This window comes from Streptomyces sp. NPDC059582 (assembly GCF_042735715.1).
Taxonomy (GTDB): domain Bacteria; phylum Actinomycetota; class Actinomycetes; order Streptomycetales; family Streptomycetaceae; genus Streptomyces.
The window spans coordinates 111,339-133,122 of record NZ_JBHWCC010000017.1 but is presented as its reverse complement, the minus strand read 5'-3'; the positions used below and the strand labels follow the sequence as shown (position 1 = coordinate 133,122).

Below are 21,784 nucleotides of genomic sequence, written 5' to 3'. Positions count from 1 at the left end.
GGCACGATCAGCTACCGGGCCCCGGCTCCCGGTGTCCGGCCGGTGACGGCCGCGCCCCGCGCCTCGCGCGGGACATGCGGTCGTGCCGCGAAGTGCCGGGAGTGCCGGATTCGTACGGCAGACTTGGGGCGCGAGGACCGATGCTAAGGATGGGTATGCCGATCACACCTGCCACCGCGACGCACAACTCGTCGAACGGCGCCGCGGACGCGATTCTGCTGGAACTGGTCGACGAGAACGGCGTGACGATCGGGACCGCCGAGAAGCTCGCCGCCCACCAGCCGCCGGGGCAGCTGCACCGCGCGTTCTCCGTGTTCCTCTTCGACGAGCACGGCCGGCTGCTGCTCCAGCAGCGGGCGCTGGGCAAGTACCACTCCCCCGGCGTGTGGTCCAACACCTGCTGCGGCCACCCCTACCCCGGCGAGGCGCCGTTCGCGGCCGCGGCCCGGCGGACGTACGAGGAGCTGGGCGTCTCCCCGACGCTGCTCGCGGAGGCGGGCACGGTCCGCTACAACCACCCGGACCCGGCCTCGGGCCTGGTCGAGCAGGAGTACAACCACCTGTTCGTCGGCCTGGTGCAGTCCCCGCTGCGGCCGGACCCGGAGGAGGTCGGAGCGACCGCCTTCGTGTCCCCCGCCGAGCTGGCGGAGCGGCACACGAAGGACACGTTCTCCTCCTGGTTCATGACCGTGCTGGACGCGGCCAGGCCCGCGGTCCGGGAGCTGACGGGGCCGTCGGCCGGCTGGTGAGCCCCGCGGTCAGAGCAGCCGGGCGGGTTTGAGCGGCAGGGCGGCCCAGATCACCTTGCCGCCGCTCGACGTGTGCTCGACGTCGCACACCCCGCCCGCCTCCCGGGTGACCTCGCGGACCAGGAGCAGTCCGCGGCCGCCGACCTGAGCGTGGTCGGCCTCCAGGGCGGTCGGGCGGTAGGGGTGATTGTCCTCCACCGACACGCGCACCCACTCCGCCCCGACGGCCACCTCCACGGCGAGCATCGGCGACAGCAGCGCCGCGTGTTTGACGGCGTTGGTCACCAGCTCCGAGACGATCAGCAGGAGCCCCTGGACGAGGTCGTCCGAAGCCGGCACGCCCTGGCGGTACAGCAGGTCCCGCACGGCGTGTCGCGCCTGCGGCACCGAGGCGTCCACGGCCGGGGCGGTGAACCGCCAGACCCCCTCGTACGGCAGCGGATCAGGCGCTCTCGCCTCGAGGGGTTCGACCACCGCGCCGTCCGGTGCGTCCTCTGGGCGTGGGCCGGTCCCGCGCCCGTGGTTGTCCATCGTCCGGTCGCCACCCTTGCGCTCGATTGTCACCACACGTCGAGTGTTGGTAACGCAGCGCTCCACGCCGGAGGACTGAACAGAAGTCAGCGATTATCGAGCGTTTCTGACCGTAGGCGTACGACTTGTTCGGTCGCGCGACCGGCCCTGTCCTGCCCGTGCCGTCTTCGGAACCCTTCGACGTGTACGGGTTCGCCGCCAGGAACAGCGCGCCGATACGGCACGCCAGGCCCACCCCGGCCGATCACAGGTGCCCCGCGGACGGCTAGCATCCGCCGCATGGAGCCCCAGCTGCTGCACGGTGTCACCGAGTCGGTCGCCACCGTCGTCATCCACCATCCGGCCAAGCGCAACGCCATGACGGCCGCGATGTGGCGGTCGCTGCCCCCGCTGCTGGACACCCTGGCCGCCGATCCGGACGTACGGGCCCTGGTGCTGACCGGAGAGGGCGACACGTTCTGCGCGGGGGCCGACATCTCCACGCTCCAGGATTCGCCCGCGCAGGCCCAGCGGCTGGCCGTGCTCGCCGAGGAGGCGCTCGCCGCCTTCCCCAAGCCGACGCTGGCCGCGGTGCGCGGACACTGCGTGGGCGGGGGCTCGCAGCTCGCGGCGGCCTGCGACCTGCGGTTCGCTCAGGAGGGTGCGCTGTTCGGGGTGACACCGGCGAAGCTGGGGATCGTGTATCCCGCCTCCTCCACCAGAAGACTGTCGTCGCTGGTCGGTCCGGCCACCACCAAGTACCTGCTGTTCTCCGGCGAGTTGCTCGACACCGAGCGGGCCCTGCGCGCGGGCCTGGTCGACGAGGTGTTGCCCGCGGACGAACTCGGCAAACGGGTCGCGGAGTTCACCCGGATCCTGGCGTCGCGCTCGCAGCTGACGCAGGCCGCGGCTAAGGAGTTCGCGAACGGACACACCGACCGGGACGCGTACTGGGCGGAGCGGGCGCGCGACAGCGGCGACACCGCGGAGGGGGTCGCCGCGTTCCTGGAGCGCAGGCAGCCGCGCTTCAGCTGGACTACGTCAGGCTGAAGCGGCTGCTGCGGCGGAACTCCTCGACGAGGTGGGCGGGCGCCTTCCGCGGGGACCCCGCGTCGTAGGGCGGCTGCGGGTCGTACTCGGTCAGCAGCTGTACGGCCTGGGCGTGTTCGTCGCCCGCGATCCGGCCCAGCAGGGTGAGCCCCATGTCGATGCCGGAGGAGACACCGGCGGCGGTGACGTACTTGCCGTCGAACACGACCCGCTCCTCGGTGGGCTCGGCGCCGAAGCGCTTCAGGTGCTCCAGTGCCAGCCAGTGCGAGGTGGCCCGGCGGCCCCGGAGGAGTCCGGCGGCGGCCAGCAGCAGGGAGCCGGTGCACACGGACGTCGTCCAGGTGCTGGTCGCGTCCGCGGCGCGCAGCCAGTCGAGGAGCGGCTCGTTCTCCATCTGCGGGGTCTGCCCCGGCCCTCCCGGGACGACCACGATGTCGGGGTGCGGCACCTCGGCGAGGGTCCGGTCGGCGGTGAGCGCGAGGTGTCCGGTGTCGGTGCGGACGAGCCCGGTGCGCTCGGCCACGAACACGGTCCGCGCGTCCGGCAGCCGGCCGAGGGTCTCGTACGGGCCCACGGCGTCGAGGGCGGTGAAGCGGTCGAAGAGGACGATGGCGATCTGCATCGGGATCCTTTCGGCGGTGCCGGGTGAGGCGCCGGCTGTGACGGGTGGGGCGTCGGCGGTGACGGGCGGGGCGCCGGCGGTGACGGGCGGGGCGGGGTCGGTGACGGGCGGGGTCGGTGACGGGCGGGGTCGGTGACGGGCGGGGTCGGTGACGGGCGCGCCCGTCGGCGGACACCGGACGGCGGCGTCAGCCGGTGTCCGCCGACGGGTCCGTAGGCGGGCGATGAGGGGTCGGTCGGCGGGCGGGGCCCCGATGCGTCGTGGGCGCGGGGCGCGGCCGTCAGGGGCTGGTGGGGGCGGGGCGCGGCCGTCAGGGGCTGGTGGGGGCGGGGCGGAAGCGGCGGCGGTATTCGGCCGGGGACGACCCGAGCGCGCGGACGAAGGCGCGCCGCATGGCCTCGGGGGTGCCGTAGCCGCTGGTACGGGATATCTCCTCGACGCCGTCGCCGGTGTCCTCCAGCAGACGGCGGGCGTGTTCCAGCCGGACCCGGTCGACGTACCGGCCGGGTGTCATACCGGTCTCGGTCAGGAAGGCTCGGGCGAAGTGGCGCGGCGACAGGGACGCGCGGGCGGCGAGCGACTCCACGGTCAGATCCCCGTCCGGATGTTCGGTGATCCACTGCTGGACGTCGCGCAGGGGCTCGCGCCGTGCCGTCTGCGCGGCGAGCTGGACGCTGAACTGGGCCTGGTTCCCCGGCCGGCGCAGGAAGACCACCAGGTGGCGGGCGATGCTCAGCGCGACCTCCCGGCCCAGGTCCTCCTCGACCAGGGCGAGCGCCAGATCGATGCCGGAGGTGACACCGGCCGACGTGGAGACGGCTCCGTCCCGTACGTAGATGGGGTCGGCGTCGACCTCCACCGCCGGATGGTCGCGGGCGAGCTTGTCGCAGTAGGCCCAGTGCGTGGTCGCGCGGCGGCCGTCCAGCAGGCCCGCCGCGGCGAGCAGGATCGCCCCGGTGCAGACCGAGACGAGGCGCTCGGCACGCGGGGCGTGCGCGCGCAGCCAGTCGACCAGGCGCGCGTCGGCGGCGCGGGTGCCCGACCCGCCCGGGACGAGCAGCGTGTGCGGGGCGCGGGCGTCCGCGAGGGCCCCGTCGGGTACGAGGGTCAGGCCGCTGGAGGTGCGCACGGGAGCGCCGTCCAGGGAGGCGGTACGGATGCGGTAGGTGCCCGGGGTGTGGTGCTCGGCGCCCGCGAAGACCTCCACGGGGCCGGTGACATCGAGGCTCTGCACGCCGTCGAAGACGACGACGAGAACGGTTCGCTGCGCCATGGGGTCGATTCTTCGCGGACCGGCGCACGGCCGCAACGACGGTTCCCCCACCTTTCCTGCCATGGCGTGGTCGGCGCGAACACGACGCAGCGCCGCTCCGTCGTCCCGCCCTGATCCCCCGTTGTCGGCGTCACCTGCCACAATTGCCGCGCAACCTCAGTGGAGAAGGCGGTACGGGATCGTGACCACACCCGGGTCCATCGAAGTAGGGTCCATCGAAGGCAGGATCGCCGAGGAGCTCGGCGTACGGGAGCGGCAGGTCAAGGCTGCCGTGGAGCTGCTCGACGGCGGTTCGACGGTGCCCTTCGTCGCCCGCTACCGCAAGGAAGCGACCGAGATGCTCGACGACGCGCAGCTGCGCACGATCGAGGAGCGGCTGCGCTATCTGCGGGAGCTGGAGGAACGGCGGACGGCGATCCTGGAGTCGGTGCGCGAGCAGGGCAAGCTCACCGAGGAGCTGGAGGCGCAGATTCGCGCCGCCGAGACCAAGGCGCGGCTGGAGGACATCTACCTGCCGTACAAGCCCAAGCGGCGCACCAAGGCTCAGATCGCCCGCGAGGCGGGCCTCGAACCGCTCGCCGAGGGCCTGCTGGGCGACCCGACCGTGGAACCGCTCGCCGCGGCCGCCGCGTTCGTCGACGCCGACAAGGGCGTGGCCGATCCGCAGGCCGCGCTGGACGGCGCCCGCGCGATCCTCACCGAGCGGTTCTCGGAGGACGCCGACCTCGTCGGCGAGCTGCGGGAGCGCATGTGGGTGCGCGGGCGCCTGGCCGCCAAGGTGCGCGAGGGCAAGGAGGAGGCCGGCGCCAAGTTCGCCGACTACTTCGACTTCACCGAGCCGTTCACCGAGCTGCCCTCGCACCGGATCCTGGCGATGCTGCGCGGCGAGAAGGAGGACGTCCTCGACCTCGTCCTGGAACCGGAGGAGCCGGCCGAGTCGCCGTCGACCTCCTCGTCGTACGAGGGGATGATCGCCCACCGCTTCGGCATCGGCGACCGCGGGCGGCCCGGCGACAAGTGGCTCACGGACACGGTCCGCTGGGCCTGGCGCACCCGTCTCCTCGTCCACCTCGGCATCGACCTCAGGCTGCGGCTGCGCACGGCCGCCGAGGACGAGGCGGTCGACGTCTTCGCGGCGAACCTGCGGGACCTGCTGCTGGCCGCCCCGGCGGGCACGCGCGCCACGCTGGGCCTGGACCCCGGTTTCCGCACGGGCGTGAAGGTGGCCGTGGTCGACGCGACCGGCAAGGTGGTGGCGACCGACGTCATCTACCCGCACGTCCCGGCCAACAAGTGGGACGAGGCCATCGCGAAGCTGGGGCGGCTCGCCCGGGAGCACGCGGTCGAGCTGATCGCCATCGGCAACGGCACGGCGTCCCGCGAGACGGACAAGCTCGCCGGTGAACTGATCACCCGCCACCCGGAGTTGCAGCTCACCAAGGTGATGGTGTCCGAGGCGGGCGCGTCCGTGTACTCGGCCTCCGCCTTCGCCTCGCAGGAGCTGCCCGACATGGACGTGTCGCTGCGCGGCGCCGTCTCCATCGCGCGCCGGCTCCAGGACCCGCTGGCCGAACTGGTGAAGATCGACCCGAAGTCGATCGGGGTCGGCCAGTACCAGCACGACCTGTCCGAGGTGAAGCTGTCGCGTTCGCTGGACGCGGTGGTCGAGGACTGTGTGAACGGTGTCGGCGTGGACGTGAACACGGCGTCCGCCCCGCTGCTGTCGCGCGTGTCCGGCATCTCCTCGGGACTGGCCGAGAACATCGTGGCCCACCGGGACACGAACGGGCCGTTCCGGTCCCGGTCGCAGCTCAAGGGCGTGGCCCGGCTCGGCCCCAAGGCGTACGAGCAGTGCGCGGGCTTCCTGCGCATCCGGGGCGGCGACGACCCGCTGGACGCCTCCAGCGTCCACCCGGAGGCGTACCCGGTCGTGCGGCGCATGGTGAAGACCTCGGGTCAGGCGGTGGCCTCGCTGGTCGGCAACACGGCCATGCTGCGCTCGCTGCGGGCGGACGACTTCGTGGACGAGACGTTCGGTCTGCCGACGGTGACGGACATCCTCAAGGAGCTGGAGAAGCCTGGGCGCGACCCGCGGCCCGCCTTCAAGACGGCCACCTTCAAGGAAGGCGTCGAGAAGATCTCCGACCTGTCCTCGGGGATGATCCTGGAGGGAGTCGTCACGAACGTGGCGGCGTTCGGCGCGTTCGTCGACGTCGGTGTCCACCAGGACGGTCTCGTGCATGTCTCCGCGCTGTCGAAGACGTTCGTCAAGGACCCGCGGGACGTCGTGAAGCCGGGTGACATCGTCAAGGTGAAGGTTCTCGACGTGGACATTCCGCGCAAGCGGATCTCCCTGACACTGCGGCTGGACGACGAGGCGGCACCGAAGGACGGCGAGAAGCCCGCCGGTGGCGGCCGTCAGCAGCGGGGCGGGCGTCCGCCCCAGCAGCGGCAGCAGCGGCAGGGCGGCCAGGGCCAAGGCCAGGGCCAGGGCCAGGGCCAGCGGGGGCAGGGGCAGGGCCAGGGACAGCAGCGGCAGGGGCGTGCCGGTGGTGGTGGCGGTGGTGGCGCTGCCCGTCAGGCGCCCGCCCCGGCCAACAGTGCCATGGCCGACGCGCTGCGCCGGGCCGGGCTGCTGGACCAGAAGAAGAACCGAGGCTGAGACACCGACGGGCCCGGCCCCCACGTCGTACGGGGGCCGGGCCCGTCGCTGTCGCCGGGGTGGAGGCCGGCGCCGTTACCGGAGACCCGGGCACCGATACCCGAGGGAGCCCGTCGCCGTGCCGGTGGGCGGGGATCCGGCACCCTACCGGGGCCGCCGCGTGGCCGTCAGCGCTCCGTCACCTTGCCGTCCGCCACCTCCAGGCGGCGGGTCACCTGCACCGCGTCCAGCATGCGGCGGTCGTGGGTGACCAGCAGGAGCGTGCCCTCGTAGGCGTCCAGAGCCGTCTCCAGCTGCTCGATCGCCGGCAGGTCGAGGTGGTTCGTCGGCTCGTCGAGCACCAGCAGGTTCACCCCCCGGCCCTGGAGCAGGGCCAGAGCGGCGCGGGTGCGTTCGCCGGGCGACAGGGTCGACGCCTGACGCAGCACATGGTCCGATTTCAGACCGAACTTGGCCAGCAGGGTGCGGACCTCGACCGGTTCGGTGTCGGGAACCGCCGCGCAGAACGCGTCCAGCAGCGACTCCGAGCCATGGAACAGCTGACGCGCCTGGTCGACCTCGCCGACCAGCACGCCGGAGCCGAGGACCGCGTGGCCCGCGTCCAGCGGTACGCGGCCGAGAAGCGCGCCGAGGAGGGTCGACTTGCCCGCGCCGTTCGCGCCGGTGACCGCGACCCGGTCCGCCCAGTCGATCTGGAGGGACACCGGGCCGAACGTGAAGTCCCCGCGTCGTACCTCGGCGTCCCGCAGGGTCGCCACGACCGCGCCGGAGCGCGGTGCGGCGGCGATCTCCATGCGCAGGTCCCACTCCTTGCGGGGTTCCTCGACGGTCTCCAGGCGTTCGATCATGCGCTGGGTCTGCCGGGCCTTCGCGGCCTGCTTCTCGCTGGCCTCGCTGCGGAACTTGCGGCCGATCTTGTCGTTGTCGTTGTTCGCCTTGCGCCGGGCGTTCTTGACTCCCTTGTCCATCCAGGAGCGCTGCATCTGGGCGCGGTCCTGGAGGGCGGCCCGCTTGTCGGCGTACTCCTCGAAGTCGTCGCGGGCGTGCCGACGGGCCACGTCCCGCTCCTCCAGATAGGCCGCGTAGCCGCCGCCGTAGAGGTTGATCTCCTGCTGGGCCAGGTCGAGTTCGAGGACCTTGGTGACGGTGCGGGTGAGGAACTCGCGGTCGTGGCTGACGACGACGGTGCCCGCGCGCAGACCGGCCACGAACCGTTCGAGGCGCTCCAGGCCGTCGAGGTCGAGGTCGTTGGTGGGTTCGTCGAGCAGGAAGACGTCGTAGCGGGAGAGCAGCAGGGAGGCCAGGCCCGCGCGGGCGGCCTGACCGCCGGACAGGGACGTCATCGGCTGGTCCAGGCCGACGCCGAGGCCGAGCGAGTCGGCGATCTCCTCGGCGCGTTCGTCGAGGTCGGCCCCGCCGAGACCGAGCCAGCGTTCCAGGCTCGTCGCGTAGGCGTCGTCGGCGCCCGGGGCGCCGTCGACCAGGCCCTGGGTGGCCTCGTCCATCGCCTGCTGGGCCGCGGCGACCCCGGTACGCCGGGCGAGGAACTCCCGCACGCTCTCACCGGGCCGCCGCTCGGGCTCCTGCGGCAGGTGCCCGACGGTCGCGGACGGCGGAGAGAGCCTCAGCTCGCCCTCCTCCGGTGTGCTCAGGCCGGCGAGCAGCCGCAGCAGAGTGGACTTGCCCGCGCCGTTGGCACCGACGAGACCGATCACGTCACCGGGCGCGACGACGAGGTCGAGCCCGGTGAACAGCGAGCGGTCGCCGTGTCCGGCGGCGAGGTTCTTGGCGACGAGGGTGGCAGTCATCAGGTCGTCGATCCTAATGGGCGGCGGCGGACGGGTCGGCGCGCCGTCGCCTCCCGACCGGGCGGCGGGACCGGACAACGGGAGGTGGAACCGGACGGCGGGCGGCGGGCGGCGGGCGGACCAGCGGGACAGGGCAGCGGGACCGGACAGCGGGGCGAGACAACTGCCCGCGCGACGGGATCGGGCGGCAGGCGGCGGGCGGCTGGAGCGGGCGGCAGGCGGCGGGCGGCGGGCGGACCAGCGGGACAGGGCAGCGGGACCGGACAGCGGGGCGAGACAGCCGCCCGGGCGACGGGACCGAGCGGCGGGCGACGGGACCGGGCGGCAGGCGGCGGGCGGCGGGCGGCGGGCGGCGGGCGGCGGGCGGGACAGGGCAGCGGGACCGGACAGCGGGGCGAGACAACTGCCCGGGCGACGGGACAGGGCGGCGGGAGGCGGGCGCGGGACCGGACAGCGGGGCGAGACAACTGCCCGGGCGACGGGACCGGGCGGCGGGCGGCAGGAGGCGGGAGGCTGGACCGGACGGCGGGAGGCGGGCGGACCAGCGGGACAGGGCAGCGGGACCGGACAGCGGGGCGAGACAGCCGCCCGGGCGACGGGACAGGGCGGCGGGCGGCAGGCGGCGGGAGGCGGGTGGATCAGCGGGACGCCGGCCAGCCGGGCAGCCGGGCAGCCGGGCAGGGCAGCGGGCCGGTCAGCGGGGCATCGCCTCCACCAGCACGCTGCCCGACGTCCTGGCCACGACGTAGGAGACGCCCCGGACCGCCTTCGCGTCCAGGGCGATGCGGTGCCGGCCGGTTTCCAGGATGCCGTCGAAGACCTCGTGCGTGTGGGCGCGGGAGAGACGGTCGAGGCGGTACGTGGTGAGGCGGACCCGGCAGGGCGAGGTCACCTCGACGCCCGCCTCGCCGTCGACGGCGACCAGTCTGGTCAGCCGGCGCTGGTCCGCGGGGCTGCGGTCCAGGGCGTGTTCGATCTGGGCGACGAGGAGCGGGACGATCGGGGCGAGTCCGTCGACGTAGGCGACGTCGAGTCCGGCGCGGTCGAAGGTGGCGCGCACGGCGGCGCGTTCCGCCCCGCCGACGGTCGCGCCGAAGGCGACGGCGCCATAGGCGCGCAGTTCGTCGTCGGGTACCTCGTGCGCGTCGTGGGTGATGTCGGCGCCGATGCCGATGGTGCGCAGAGCGGCGGCGAGCTTGGCGAGCAGGGCGACGCGAGCGCCGATCAGCAGCACCCGGCGGCGGCCGCCCGCGTGGCCATGGCCGTTCAGCAGGGAGTGCAGGGCCGCGCGGTACTCCTCACCGTGGAAGCGGAACGGGCCGATGCCGTGGTAGCCGTTGAGCTCCAGGTCGACGTCCGGCTCCGTCTGCCAGGCGAAGTCCCGCCAGACGTAGTCGTCCGTGAGTCTGTCGATGACGGCGGTGACCGCACCGCACGCGAGGTCCGCGCACTCGGGGCAGCCGTAGATGACGTACCGGCCGCCGGGCAGCGGGGCCTCCGCCTCCAGGAGGAGGCTCCTGACCTGCTCGGTGAAGATCGCGGGCGGTACGTCGGAGGCGAGCGGGGAGACGGCGTCGAGGTCGGAGAGCCGGTACAGCAGCGGGCGTCCGTCGACGAGGAAGTCCAGGAAATCCCGGTGGATCTGGTAGCCACCGTCGGCGAGCACGGCACCGGCGCGCATCGCCGGGGCCAGGCCGAAGGTCGCGTACTCGGCAGACATGCTGTGAGTATCCCCAGACTGAGAACGTTCCGAGCACGGCATGACATATTCCGCTAACGTCCCCGCGTGGCACAGGGATCGAGTGACGACGTCATCGTGGTCGGCGGCGGGGTGATCGGACTGACGACGGCCGTCGTCCTGGCCGAGAGCGGCCGACGCGTGCGGGTGTGGACCCGGGATCCGGTCCAGCGGACCACCTCGGCGGTCGCGGGCGCGCTGTGGTGGCCGTACCACATCGAGCCGGTCGCGTCGGCGCGGGCGTGGGCGCTGCGGTCGCTGGACGTGTACGAGGAGCTCGCCGAACGGCCCGCGGAGACCGGCGTACGCCTCGTCGACGGGGTACTGGGCGAGACCACTCTGGACGCGGTGGCCGGCTGGGCGTCGACCCGGCTGCCCGGGCTGCGCGCGGCCACGGCGGACGAGTACGCCGGGACGGGCGTGTGGGCGCGGCTGCCGCTGATCGACATGGCGGCGCATCTTCCTTGGCTGCGGGCGCGGTTGCTGCGGGCGGGCGGCTCGGTCGAGGAGCGCACGGTGTCCGGACTGGGGCGGGTGCGGGCTCCCGTCGTGGTCAACTGCACGGGGCTGGGCGCCCACGAACTGGTGCCGGATCCCTCGGTACGGCCCGTGCGGGGGCAGTTGGTCGTCGTGGAGAACCCCGGGATCCGCACCTGGCTCGTCTCCACCGGGCCGGCCGGCGAGATGGCTTACGTCTTCCCGCAGCCGGACCGGCTGCTGCTGGGCGGCACGGCCGAGGACGACGTCTGGTCGACGCGGCCCGATCCGGTGGTGGCGGAGGCGATCGTACGGCGGTGTTCGGCGCTGCGGCCGGAGATCGCCGGGGCGCGGGTCCTTGGGCACCGGGTGGGACTGCGGCCCGCCCGGCCAACCGTGCGGCTGGAGCGTGAAACGCTGCCGGACGGACGGGTGCTGGTGCACCACTACGGTCATGGAGGCGCGGGTGTGACGGTGGCCTGGGGCTGCGCCCAGGAGGCGGCCGCGCTGGCCACCGCCTCCTGAGCACCGACCGGATCCGGTCGTCACGGAATCCGGATGCCAGAGGACCCGGTTGTCACGGGATCCGGTCGTCACGATCGGATCCGGTCGACGCGGGATCTCCTCGTCACGGGATCCTGTGCGCGTTCGGAGGTGCCCCTACGCCGTCCAGGGGCCGGGCGTCCGTCCCGCCCGCCGCCGAGCGGGCCGATCCGGCCGATCCGGCCGCGGCGTGCGCGAAGGCCGCCGCGCCGCCGACGAACGGGACCCGGGCCGAGGTGCGGGCAAGGTCCAGGGTGAGGGTCGGGGTAGTGGACGGCGGGTCGATGAGGTCCTTGTCCGTGCCCGCCACGATCAGCGCCAGCCGGTGTCCCGCGGGCACGACGTGGTCGGTGGGGGCCAGGTCCAGGGTGATCGTGTACGCCCGGCCCGGGGTGAGCGGGACGCCCTTGCGGTCGGAGGCGTGGTTGCCGAGGTCGGCCCAGCCACGGCTGAGGACCGTGTACTCGACGTCGGCGGTCTTCGCCCGGGTCTCCTTGAAGCAGGCGCTGTCGCCCGCGCTGCTCGCGCCCCAGCAGGTGCGGTCGGTGAGCGTGCTGACGCCCTCGCCGCTCGCCGCGTAGTCGCGGACGGTGTCCGGGCCGAGGTCGACGAGGACGGCCGTGAGGTGGGCCGTCGTGGTCGTCGGGGTCGCGGTGACGGTGACCTCGGAGGAGCCGGACAGGCGCAGGTCGTCGCGGAGCGGCCGGGTGACGAACCCTGCCTTCTCGGGCGTGGCGGTGTCGATCCGGGCGGCCCAGTCGGTCTCGTCGAGCCGCGGGTCGTCGGTGAAGGTCTCGGTGCCGGTGCCCCGGTTCAGTCCGAGGGTGCCGACGCCCGGCAGGGACCCGGTCGCGGGGCGCAGGGTCGTGGTCCGAGTGCCGTGCGGGGGCCAGACCTTGGAGGTGGCCCACTGGTCGGGGTGGCGTTCGAGGTCGGCCATGGGTTCGCGGTCGACGCCGTTGTCGTAGCCGAGGAGTTCGTGGTCGAACCAGCGGTGCAGGGTGTCGACCCAGGCGGCGCGGCGGAAGTCGAAGGGGTCGACGTGGCCGGTCTGGGACAGCCAGATCTTGCGCTCGACGCCGTTCGCGGCGAGGGCGTCCCACCACTGGCCGAAGTTCTTGGTGCGGACGTTGAGGTCCTGCATGCCGTGCACGAGGAAGACGCTCGCCCGTACCTTGCTCGCGTCCTTCACGTAGTCCCGCTCGGTCCACAGGCCGGTCCGGTCACCGGTGCGCGGGGCCTCGTCGACGAGTTTCCGCTGCACGGCGGCGCACCTGGTGCGGGCTTCGGGGCTGTCGACGTAGTCGGAGAGCCAGTCGGGACCGGAGTCGTAGAGCGGGGCGCCCTTGGCGAAGTAGTAGTCGTACCAGGAGGAGATGGCGCTGATCGGGACGATCGTCTTCAGGCCCTTGACGCCGGTGGCGGCGACGCCGTTGGCGATGGTCCCGTCCCAGCTCTTGCCGATCATGCCCGTTCTGCCGTTGGTCCAGCCCGCTTTCACCGCCGTCGTGCCGGTGCGGGTGGTGTACGCCCGGGCCCGGCCGTTGAGCCAGTCGACCACGGCCTTCGCGGACTGGACGTCGGAGCGGCCGCCGACGTCGACGCAGCCGTCGGAGCGGTTGGTGCCGGCGAGGTCGACGCCGACGAAGGCGTAGCCGCGGGGCACGAAGTAGTTGTCGTAGAACAGCGGCATCTGGACGACGTCGCCCGCGGCGTCGTACGTCTTCAACTGGCTCTCGTTGCCCCGGCCGCAGCAGGAGTAGTACGGGCTGGCGTCCATGATGACGGGCACCTTGCGGCCCTGTGCGGCCGCCTCGCGGGGCCGGACGATGTCCACGGCGACGCGGTCGGTGCGCCCGTCGCCGTCGCCGTCGAGTCCGGTGTCCACCCAGACGGCCTCGCGGACGGCGTCGGCGTAGGAGTAGGCGGGCCGGCTCTCGCGTGGGGCGCCGTGGGCCGCCGCCGGAGCGAGGAAGGCGGCCAGCAGGGCGGCGACGGCCGCTGTCGCGAGCGTTCTCCAGGTCGTGAAGCGCATGCGTATCGGCATGCGCGGACGGTACATCGGTCAACTCCCGTGCAGAAGAGGGCGATCGGACGCCCCTGGGGCGCCGGAGCGCGGGTGGGACGGCGGGCGCGGGAAGGGCGGCCGGGCTCGTGACGGCCGAATGGCGATCGTGTGACAGCGGGGGCCGTGGACACATGCGGGGGAGTTCGACACCGCCGTCTACGACCGGGGGGCGCTGGCGGTCCAGGCGCTGCGCGACGAGATCGGGGACGACGCGTTCTTCGCCGTCCTCAAGGGCTGGCCGCGCGAGCACGCGTACGGCAACGCGTCGGTCGCCGACTTCCGGGCGTACGCGGAGCGGGTCTCCGGGAGGTCCCTCACCGCGCTGTTCGACACCTGGCTGTTCCAGCCGTCGAAGCCGGCCGCGCCGACGGCGTCCCTCGCCAAGGCCGCCACGGTCGCGGCGCAGCCGAAGTCGTGGCGGAAGATCGCGGCCACGAGCGACGTGCACGCGGACTGAGCGCCCGCGCCGGGTGTGGCCCGGGGCAGTTGTCTCGGGCCACCCCGGACCGGCGTGTCGTGGTCCGGGCCGCCCTGGTCTCGCGAGCGGCGGTCCGGTCCGCTCCCGACCCGCGAGCGGCGGCCCGTGTTCCGGTCCGCTCCCGACCCGCGGGCGGCGGTCCGGGCCGGTCCCGACCCGCGAGCGGCGGTCCGTGTTCCGGTCCGCTCCCGACCGGCGAGCCGTGGTCCGGGCCGCCCTCGACTAGCGGCCGGTGGTCCGGGGCTCCGACTCGGCGGCCCGGGCGAGAAGTTCCGCCCGGCCGATCGCGTCGACCCGGGTCGCCGGTACGGTGCAGGCGTGGGCGCCGGCCACCGCGCCGTACCGGGCGCATAGCCGGGGTGCCTCGCGGTTCAGCCAGCCGAAGAGGAACGCGGCCGCGAAGGCGTCGCCCGCGCCGTTGGAGTCCACCACGGGCGACGACGGCGTGACCGGCGGTACCCGGGTCAGCTCGTCGTCGGCCAGCAGGTAGGCGCCTTCGGCTCCGGCGGTGGCGACGACCACCTCGGCCCGGCCCCGGTCGACGATGCGGCGCATGGTCCGCTCGGGGTCGGACAGCGCGGTGGCGGACAGGAAGACGACGTCGGCGGAGTACGCGAACGGCTCGTGGTAGGGGTTCACCCCGTCCCAGTTGTGCAAGTCGGTCGAGATGCTCACGCCGGACTCGCGCAGCACCGGAAGGGCGTGGGCGCACGGCTGGGTGATGGACACGTGCGCGTGGCGGCTGGCCTCGGCCAGGGCCCGCACCGTGGCCGGGGGAAGGCGGTCGTCGGCGTGGGCGCGGCTGCTGTCGTACAGGGACAGACGGCGGCCGTCCGGGCTCACGAGGTTGACGGCGCGCTTGGTGCCGGCGGGCTGCGGGATCGCGGTGAGGCCGATGCCCTTGTCCCGGTGCAGGGCGCGCACCAGGTCGCCCTCGGGATCGTCGCCGATCAGGTCGAGGTGGTGGGTGCGCAGGCCCAGGGCGCTCAGGCCCAGCGCGACGAAGTCGCCGGTCTGTCCGGCGCGGGCCCGGATGCCGCTGTCGATCATGTAGCTGTCGGCGTACGGGAGCGGCAGTTCCGGCACGTGCACGATGGCGTCCACGCCCGCTCCGCCCAGCACCAGGACGTCGGTGTCACGGCTCAACTCGGACCCTCCCCATGGTCGTAGACCATCACTTCGATGCCCCGCGCGACCAGCCGCTCCTCGATGAGCGGCTCGACGCGTGACCACTTGCCTCCGGCCAGGCCGCAGCCTATCCGGGGCAGGTGGACGGACGCGTCGAGCGCGATCACACGGTCGGCCAGTCGGCCCAGCGCCGTGTCGATGGCCTCGTAGCGCACGGGGACGCCTTTGCTGCCGGTGCGGATGCCGCGCTGGCCCACCATGTTGGCCACCCATACGTACGGCTCGACCCGGACGAGCTGGAGCGCGCCGAGTGCGAAGTCGTTCTCCGCGCGGTCGCGGTGCCAGGCGCGGTACGCCGCCTCCGGCTCGGGCCAGCGGCGCGACACCGCGAGCACGAAGCCCCTTCCCCACCCCCCGATGTCGTTGCAGACATGGGCGATCACCTTGACGCCCTTCACCGACGGTGCGGTGGCGTCACCCCTGACGTAAGTGATCCCCGACATGACGCCACCGTAGGCGACGCCACTGACAGTGGCTGTGAACTGCTACTTCGTGTGCTTCGACGGGTCGGCCAGCTCGCGGTCCGCGGATTCGGCGCCCCGGCGGCGCAGCGCGAACCAGCCGACGACCAGCAGGACCGCGACCGCCGGGATGAGCAGCAGCGTCTTGCGGCCGACCTCGGGGTCGTTCCACATCAGGCCGAGCACGGAGAGCAGGAAGGCGATCGTGACGATCTCCGTGACCGGGCTGCCGGGCAGCCGGAAGGTGGGCCGGGTGAGCAGGCCGGCCTTGGCGCGGCGGACGAAGACCAGGTGACAGATCATGATGATCACCCAGGTGCTGATGATGCCGAGGGAGGCGACGTTCAGCACGATCTCGAAGGCCTGGCTCGGCATGAGGTAGTTCAGGCCGACGCCGAGTACGCACACCGCGCAGGTCAGCAGGATGCCGCCGTAGGGCACCTGGCTGCGGTTCATGCGGGCGGTGAATTTGGGCGCGGAGCCCGCCATCGCCATGGACCGCAGGATGCGGCCGGTGGAGTACAGGCCGGAGTTCAGCGACGACATGGCGGCCGTGAGGACCACGAGGTTCATGACGTCGCCCGCGGCCGGGACGCCGATCTTCGACAGGACCGTCACGAACGGGCTCTGGTCGGCCGAGTACAGCGAGCCCGGCAGCAGCAGGGCGAGCAGGACGACCGAGCCGACGTAGAACAGACCGACCCGCCACATGATCGAGTTCACCGCGCGCGGGACGACCTTCTCCGGCTCGGAGGTCTCGCCGGCGGCGACGCCGACCAGCTCCAGAGAGGCGTAGGCGAAGATCACACCCTGCATCACGAGGACGACGGGCATCGCCCCGTGCGGCAGGAGCCCACCGTGGTCGGTGATGACGTGCAGGCCCGGCCTGCTGCCGCCCACCTCGTGCTGGGTGGCCAGCAGGAAGATGCCGATCAGCATGAAGCCGACGAGGGTGGCGACCTTGACGATCGCGAACCAGAACTCCATCTCGCCGAAGATCTTCACCGAGATGAGGTTGACGGCCAGGACCACCGCCAGCGCGATCAGGGCGAGCAGCCACTGGGGGATGCTCGTGAACATGCTCCAGTAGTGCGTGTAGAGCGCGATCGCGGTGATGTCGGCGATGCCGGTCGTCGACCAGTTCAGGAAGTACATCCACCCGGCGACGTACGCGCCCTTCTCCCCGAGGAACTCGCGCGCGTACGACACGAAGGAGCCCGAGGAGGGGCGGTAGAGGACCAGCTCGCCGAGGGCGCGGACCACGAAGAAGGCGAAGACGCCGCAGACGAGGTAGGCGAGCGCGAGCGCGGGGCCCGCGCTGTGCAGGCGTCCGCCGGCGCCGAGGAAGAGTCCGGTGCCGATCGCGCCGCCGATCGCGATCATGTTGACGTGGCGGTGCTTGAGGTCCTTGCTGTAACCGGCGTCGCCCGCGTCCGCGGGCGTCCCGGTCGCCTCGGGACGGGCGACCTGTGCCGTGTACACGGCGTCCTTGCTCACGGTGGTACCACTCTCTGGTGCGCCCGGACGTCGTGGGTCCGGGCTTCCGTACGGGGGGTAACGGCCGTGTCCGCCTCTTGCGTCGCGGCACAGACCAAGGCAGCACCTTCCCAGGGGCTCGGACCCCATGCGATGGTTCACGTCACATGGGGTCCCTTCTCACGCACTCGTCACATGGATGAGGACTGTGGTTCACCTGAGGGGGATATGTGGTCGACGGCGCGAGATCCGTGATCGCCGTCGCCGCGGTCCACGATCGCCGTCACCACGGTCCACGATCGCCGTCACCACGGTCCATGATCGCCGTTACTGCCGTCCATGATCGTCGTTGGCGAGATCCGTGATCGCCGTTGGTGCGATCCGGGTGTCACAGCATTGGTGAGACAGCGATACTGCTGCACATGACGACCGACGCCGAGGAGCCGACCCTCACCATCGACGAGCTGGCCGCCCGGGCGGGCGTCACCGTGCGCACGGTGCGCTTCTACGGCACCAAGGGTCTGCTGCCGCCGCCGGCGATCGGCCCGCGCCGGGTGGGGCACTACGGGCGCGAGCACCTCGCGCGGCTGGCGCTGATCGAGGAGTTGCAGCACCAGGGCATGACGCTGGCGGCCATCGAACGCTATCTGCGTCGGCTGCCGTCGGACCTGAGCGCGCACGACCTCGCCGTGCACCGGGCGGTGGTCGCCTCCTGGGCGCCGGACGCGGTGGAGACGGTGTCCCGTGCGGAACTGGGGCGCCGGGCGGGGCGGCCGCTGGCCGAGGAGGAGGTGGACCGGCTGGTGGCGATGGACGTCGTCGAGCGGACCGGGGACGGCTACCGCGTCGATCTCGGGCTGCTGCGGCTCGGGGTGGAGCTGCTGGACGTGCCGCTGGCCCATGAGTCGATCCTCGCGGCCAGGAACGTGCTTCTGGAGCACTCGCGCGCGGCGGCGCACGAGCTGTCCCAGCTGCTGCGCGGCGAGGTGTCGGAGCGGGACGCGCGGACCGTGAAGTCGTTGTCGGCGCACATGCAGCCGCTGATCGTGCAGGCGTTGCTGACCACGTTCCAGCGCTCGCTCCGGGAGGAGCTGCGGGAGTGGCTCCCGGACACGCCCCCGGCCCGGCCCTGAGGGATGGTCAGCGACGACGGTCTCTCCCCTCGATCGAGGGGAGAGACCGTCGTCGACAGCCGGAGGGTCAGCGGGCGTCCGTGAAGGTCTCGCCCCGCTCGGCCTTCTCCACCAGCAGGGCGGGCGGGGTGAACCGGTCGCCGTAGCGTTCGGCGAGCTCACGCGCGCGTGCCACGAAGCCGGGCAGGCCCCCTTCGTAGCCGTTGACGTACTGCAGGACACCGCCGGTCCAGCCGGGGAAGCCGATGCCGAAGATCGATCCGATGTTGGCGTCGGCGACCGACGTCAGCACACCCTCTTCGAGGAGCCTGACGGTGTCGAGCGCCTCGGAGAAGAGCATGCGCTCCTGCATGTCCTCGAACGGGATCTCGTGGCCGGGCTTGGTGAAGTGCTCCCGCAGTCCGGGCCACAGGCCCGCGCGGGCGCCGTCCTCCCCGTAGGCGTAGAAGCCGGCGCCGCCGCTGCGGCCGGTGCGGCCGAACTCGTCGACCATCCGGTCGATGACCGCCTCGGCGGGGTGCGCGTCCCAGGTGCCGCCGGCCTCCTGCACAGCCCGCTTCGACTCGTTGCGGATCTTGCGGGGCAGGGTGAGCGTCAGCTCGTCCATCAGGGACAGCACCTTGGCCGGGTAGCCGGCCTGGGCTGCCGCCTGCTCGATGGACGCGGGCTCGATGCCCTCGCCGACCATCGCCACGCCCTCGTTGATGAAGTGGCCGATCACCCGCGAGGTGAAGAACCCGCGCGAGTCGTTGACGACGATCGGCGTCTTCTTGATCTGCCGGACCAGGTCGAAGGCGCGGGCGAGTGCCTCCTCGCCGGTGCGCTCGCCCTTGATGATCTCGACGAGCGGCATCTTGTCGACGGGCGAGAAGAAGTGCAGCCCGATGAAGTCACCCTGACGCTCGACGCCTTCCGCGAGGGCGGTGATGGGCAGGGTGGAGGTGTTGGAGCAGAGCAGGGCGTCGGGCTCGACGATGTGCTCGATCTCCTGGAACACCTTGTGCTTGAGCGACGTGTCCTCGAAGACGGCCTCGATGACCGCGTCACAGCCCGCGAGATCCTGCGGGTCGGCGGTGGCGGTGATGCGGGCGAGCAGCTCGTCCGCCTTCTCCTGGGTGCTTCGGCCCCGGGCGACCGCCTTGGCGCACAGCTTCTCGGAGTAGGCCTTGCCCTTGGCGGCGGCCTCCGGCGAGACGTCCTTGAGGACGACGTCGATGCCCGCGCGGGCGCACGAGTAGGCGATGCCCGCGCCCATCATTCCGGCGCCGAGGACGGCCACCTTGCGGACCTTGCGGGACTCGACGCCCTTGGGGCGGTTGGCGCCGGAGTTGACGGCCTGGAGGTCGAAGAAGAAGGCCTGGATCATGTTCTTCGAGGTCTGGCCGGCGGCCAGCTCCACGAAGTAGCGGGCCTCGATGACCTGGGCGGTCTCGAAGTCGACCTGGGCACCCTCGACGGCGGCCGCGAGGATGTTGCGCGGGGCCGGGTAGGGGGCGCCGTTGGTCTGCTTGCGCAGGCTGGCCGGGAAGGCGGGCAGGTTCGCCGCGAACTTCGGGTTGGCCGGGGTGCCGCCGGGGATCCGGTAGCCGGGCTTGTCCCAGGGCTGCTGCGACTCGGGGTTGGCCTCGATGAAGGCGTGGGCCTTGGCCAGCAGATCCTCGGGGGTGGCGGCCACCTCGTGCACGAGGCCGTTGTCCAGGGCGCGCTGCGGGTTGTACTGGGTGCCCTGGAGCAGCACCTTCAGCAGGGCGTCGGCGATGCCGAGCAGGCGCACGGTGCGGACGACGCCGCCGCCTCCGGGGAGCAGGCCGAGGGTGACCTCGGGGCAGCCGATCTTGGAGCCGGGGGCGTCGAGGGCGACGCGGTGGTGGCAGGCGAGCGCGAGTTCGTAGCCGCCGCCGAGGGCCGCGCCGTTGATCGCCGCGACGACCGGCTTGCCGAGGGTCTCGATGCGGCGCAGGTTCCGCTTGATCTCGAGGCCGCCGTCGAGGAGCTCCTGGGCGGTGTCGGGCGTGACCCGGATCAGGTCGCGCAGGTCGCCGCCCGCGAAGAAGGTCTTCTTGGCGGAGGTGATGATGACGCCCCGGATGGAGTCCTTCTCGGCCTCCAGCCGGTCGGCGGTCACGGCGAGCGACTCGCGGAACGCCTGGTTCATGGTGTTGGCGGACTGGTTCGGGTCGTCGAGGACGAGGGTGACGACGCCGGTGCGGTCCTGTTCCCAGCGGATGGTGGTGCTCTCGGTCATGACTGGTGTCTCCGTAGAAGTCTGGGGTTCCGCCGGGAAGTTAGAGGCGCTCGATGACGGTGGCGATGCCCATGCCGCCGCCCACGCAGAGTGTGGCGAGGCCGTACCGCTTGTCCTGGCGCTCCAGTTCGTCGACGAGGGTGCCCAGGATCATCGCGCCGGTGGCGCCGAGCGGGTGGCCGAGCGCGATCGCGCCGCCGTTGACGTTGACCTTGTCCAGGGACAGGCCCATGTCCTTCACGAAGCGCAGGACGACCGCCGCGAAGGCCTCGTTGATCTCGACGAGGTCGATGTCGTCGATGGTCAGGCCGGCCTTGGCGAGGGCCTTGCGGGTGGCGGGCGCGGGCCCGGTGAGCATGATGGTCGGCTCGGAGCCGGAGACGGCCGCCGAGATGATCCGCGCGCGCGGGGTGAGTCCGTACCGCTCGCCGACCTCCTTCGAGCCGATCGCGACGAGCGAGGCGCCGTCCACGATGCCGGAGGAGTTGCCCGCGTGGTGGACATGGTCGATCTTCTCGACCCAGTGGTACTTCTGCAGGGCCACCGCGTCGAAGCCGCCCAGCTCGCCGATGTCGGCGAACGACGGCTTCAGCTTGGCGAGCGAGTCGGCGGTGGTGCCGGGGCGCGGGAACTCGTCGCGGTCGAGGACGACGAGTCCGCTGCGGTCCTTGACGGGCACGACGGAGCGCTCGAAGCGGCCGTCCTTCATGGCGTTGGCCGCCCGCTCCTGCGAGAGGGCGGCGTACTCGTCGACATCGCGCCGCGAGAAGCCCTCGACGGTCGCGATCAGGTCGGCGCCGATGCCCTGCGGCACGAAGTTGGTGGCGAGGTTGGTCATCGGGTCGTTGAACCAGGCGCCGCCGTCGGAGGCCATCGGCACCCGGGACATCGACTCGACGCCACCGGCGAGGACGAGGTCCTCCCAGCCCGACCGCACCTTGGCGGCGGCCATGTTGACGGCCTCCAGGCCCGAGGCACAGAAGCGGTTCTCCTGGACGCCTGCGACCGAGTCCGGCAGTCCGGCGGCGACGGCGGCGATCCGGGCGATGTCGGAACCCTGGTCGCCGACGGGGCCGACGACACCGAGGACGATGTCGTCGATCGCGGCCGGGTCGAGACCCGGGAAGCGGTCGCGGATCTCGTGGATGAGTCCGACGACCAGGTCGATGGGCTTCGTGCCGTGCAGGGCCCCACTGGCCTTGCCGCGCCCACGCGGGGTGCGGATCGCGTCGTACACGTACGCTTCGGTGCTCACTGACAAGCCTTTCAACGAGGGTTTCTGCCGAGGGGTATCGGGGGGCGT

General features: G+C 72.4%; 16 protein-coding genes and 1 pseudogene. 6 read left to right on the top strand and 11 right to left on the bottom strand.

Features of this window, described 5'->3' with window-relative positions:
• Window positions 1-155 precede the first annotated feature (155 nt).
• Window positions 156-749: an isopentenyl-diphosphate Delta-isomerase gene (idi, locus tag ACFV0T_RS17285; RefSeq protein ID WP_385779306.1), complete on the top strand. Its 594-nt coding sequence runs from the start codon at window positions 156-158 to the stop codon at window positions 747-749.
• Between the two features lie 9 nt (window positions 750-758).
• On the opposite strand, the gene ACFV0T_RS17280 is transcribed toward idi, so the two are convergent.
• A complete protein-coding gene (locus tag ACFV0T_RS17280) occupies window positions 759-1,280 on the bottom strand; it encodes an ATP-binding protein (RefSeq protein WP_385779345.1) in 522 nt (173 codons plus the stop codon).
• Window positions 1,281-1,559: 279 nt separating this feature from the next.
• Here ACFV0T_RS17280 and ACFV0T_RS17275 point away from each other — a divergent pair, with 279 nt between their 5' ends.
• Complete coding sequence (locus tag ACFV0T_RS17275) at window positions 1,560-2,309, top strand: enoyl-CoA hydratase/isomerase family protein (RefSeq protein ID WP_385779304.1); 750 nt, start codon at window positions 1,560-1,562, stop codon at window positions 2,307-2,309.
• Here the strand turns inward: ACFV0T_RS17275 and ACFV0T_RS17270 are convergent.
• Window positions 2,296-2,931: a DJ-1/PfpI family protein gene (locus ACFV0T_RS17270; RefSeq protein WP_385779302.1), complete on the bottom strand. Its 636-nt coding sequence runs from the start codon at window positions 2,929-2,931 to the stop codon at window positions 2,296-2,298. The genes ACFV0T_RS17275 and ACFV0T_RS17270 overlap by 14 nt on opposite strands.
• Before the next feature lie 310 nt (window positions 2,932-3,241).
• On the bottom strand, window positions 3,242-4,204 hold the full coding sequence (locus tag ACFV0T_RS17265) for a GlxA family transcriptional regulator (protein ID WP_385779300.1): 963 nt from the start codon (window positions 4,202-4,204) through the stop codon (window positions 3,242-3,244).
• Window positions 4,205-4,385: 181 nt separating this feature from the next.
• Between ACFV0T_RS17265 and ACFV0T_RS17260 the strand changes: the two genes are divergently transcribed.
• Window positions 4,386-6,866, top strand: a complete 2,481-nt coding sequence (locus ACFV0T_RS17260) for a Tex family protein (protein ID WP_385779298.1) — start codon at window positions 4,386-4,388, stop codon at window positions 6,864-6,866.
• Window positions 6,867-7,033: 167 nt separating this feature from the next.
• Here the strand turns inward: ACFV0T_RS17260 and ACFV0T_RS17255 are convergent, their stop codons facing one another.
• Both ACFV0T_RS17255 and ACFV0T_RS17250 read right to left on the bottom strand, forming a co-directional pair.
• A complete protein-coding gene (locus ACFV0T_RS17255; protein ID WP_385779296.1) occupies window positions 7,034-8,674 on the bottom strand; it encodes an ABC-F family ATP-binding cassette domain-containing protein in 1,641 nt (546 codons plus the stop codon).
• Between the two features lie 694 nt (window positions 8,675-9,368).
• Window positions 9,369-10,394 carry an oxidoreductase gene (locus tag ACFV0T_RS17250; RefSeq protein WP_385779294.1) on the bottom strand — a complete coding sequence of 342 codons (1,026 nt, stop codon included), beginning with the start codon at window positions 10,392-10,394 and terminating at the stop codon, window positions 9,369-9,371.
• Window positions 10,395-10,460: 66 nt separating this feature from the next.
• On the opposite strand from ACFV0T_RS17250, the gene ACFV0T_RS17245 reads away from it, so the two are divergent.
• Window positions 10,461-11,414: an FAD-dependent oxidoreductase gene (locus ACFV0T_RS17245; protein WP_385779292.1), complete on the top strand. Its 954-nt coding sequence runs from the start codon at window positions 10,461-10,463 to the stop codon at window positions 11,412-11,414.
• 103 nt (window positions 11,415-11,517) lie between these two features.
• On the opposite strand, the gene ACFV0T_RS17240 is transcribed toward ACFV0T_RS17245, so the two are convergent.
• Window positions 11,518-13,479, bottom strand: a complete 1,962-nt coding sequence (locus tag ACFV0T_RS17240; RefSeq protein WP_385779290.1) for a Xaa-Pro dipeptidyl-peptidase — start codon at window positions 13,477-13,479, stop codon at window positions 11,518-11,520.
• Between the two features lie 160 nt (window positions 13,480-13,639).
• On the opposite strand from ACFV0T_RS17240, the pseudogene ACFV0T_RS17235 reads away from it, so the two are divergent.
• Window positions 13,640-13,957: pseudogene (locus ACFV0T_RS17235) on the top strand (M1 family aminopeptidase); the annotation flags it as partial.
• A 243-nt stretch (window positions 13,958-14,200) separates the two neighbouring features.
• Here the strand turns inward: ACFV0T_RS17235 and ACFV0T_RS17230 are convergent.
• Genes ACFV0T_RS17230 through ACFV0T_RS17220 form a run of 3 tightly spaced genes read right to left on the bottom strand, consistent with a single transcriptional unit; the run spans window position 14,201 to window position 17,124 of the window.
• A complete protein-coding gene (locus ACFV0T_RS17230; RefSeq protein WP_385779288.1) occupies window positions 14,201-15,124 on the bottom strand; it encodes a PfkB family carbohydrate kinase in 924 nt (307 codons plus the stop codon).
• Window positions 15,121-15,609, bottom strand: a complete 489-nt coding sequence (locus tag ACFV0T_RS17225; protein WP_385779286.1) for a macro domain-containing protein — start codon at window positions 15,607-15,609, stop codon at window positions 15,121-15,123. The genes ACFV0T_RS17230 and ACFV0T_RS17225 overlap by 4 nt, the downstream gene beginning before the upstream one ends.
• Window positions 15,610-15,651: 42 nt before the next feature.
• Window positions 15,652-17,124, bottom strand: a complete 1,473-nt coding sequence (locus ACFV0T_RS17220) for an amino acid permease (protein ID WP_385779284.1) — start codon at window positions 17,122-17,124, stop codon at window positions 15,652-15,654.
• 401 nt (window positions 17,125-17,525) lie between these two features.
• On the opposite strand from ACFV0T_RS17220, the gene ACFV0T_RS17215 reads away from it, so the two are divergent.
• Entirely contained in the window at window positions 17,526-18,236 is a 711-nt protein-coding gene (locus ACFV0T_RS17215) for a MerR family transcriptional regulator (protein ID WP_385779282.1), read from the top strand.
• A 67-nt stretch (window positions 18,237-18,303) separates the two neighbouring features.
• Here ACFV0T_RS17215 and ACFV0T_RS17210 read toward each other — a convergent pair whose 3' ends face one another.
• Together ACFV0T_RS17210 and ACFV0T_RS17205 are read right to left on the bottom strand one after the other, a co-directional pair.
• Window positions 18,304-20,481 (bottom strand): 3-hydroxyacyl-CoA dehydrogenase NAD-binding domain-containing protein, encoded by a 2,178-nt coding sequence (locus tag ACFV0T_RS17210; RefSeq protein ID WP_385779280.1) that lies wholly within the window; start codon window positions 20,479-20,481, stop codon window positions 18,304-18,306.
• 40 nt (window positions 20,482-20,521) lie between these two features.
• Window positions 20,522-21,736, bottom strand: a complete 1,215-nt coding sequence (locus tag ACFV0T_RS17205; protein ID WP_385779278.1) for an acetyl-CoA C-acetyltransferase — start codon at window positions 21,734-21,736, stop codon at window positions 20,522-20,524.
• Between the last annotated feature and the right edge of the window lie 48 nt (window positions 21,737-21,784).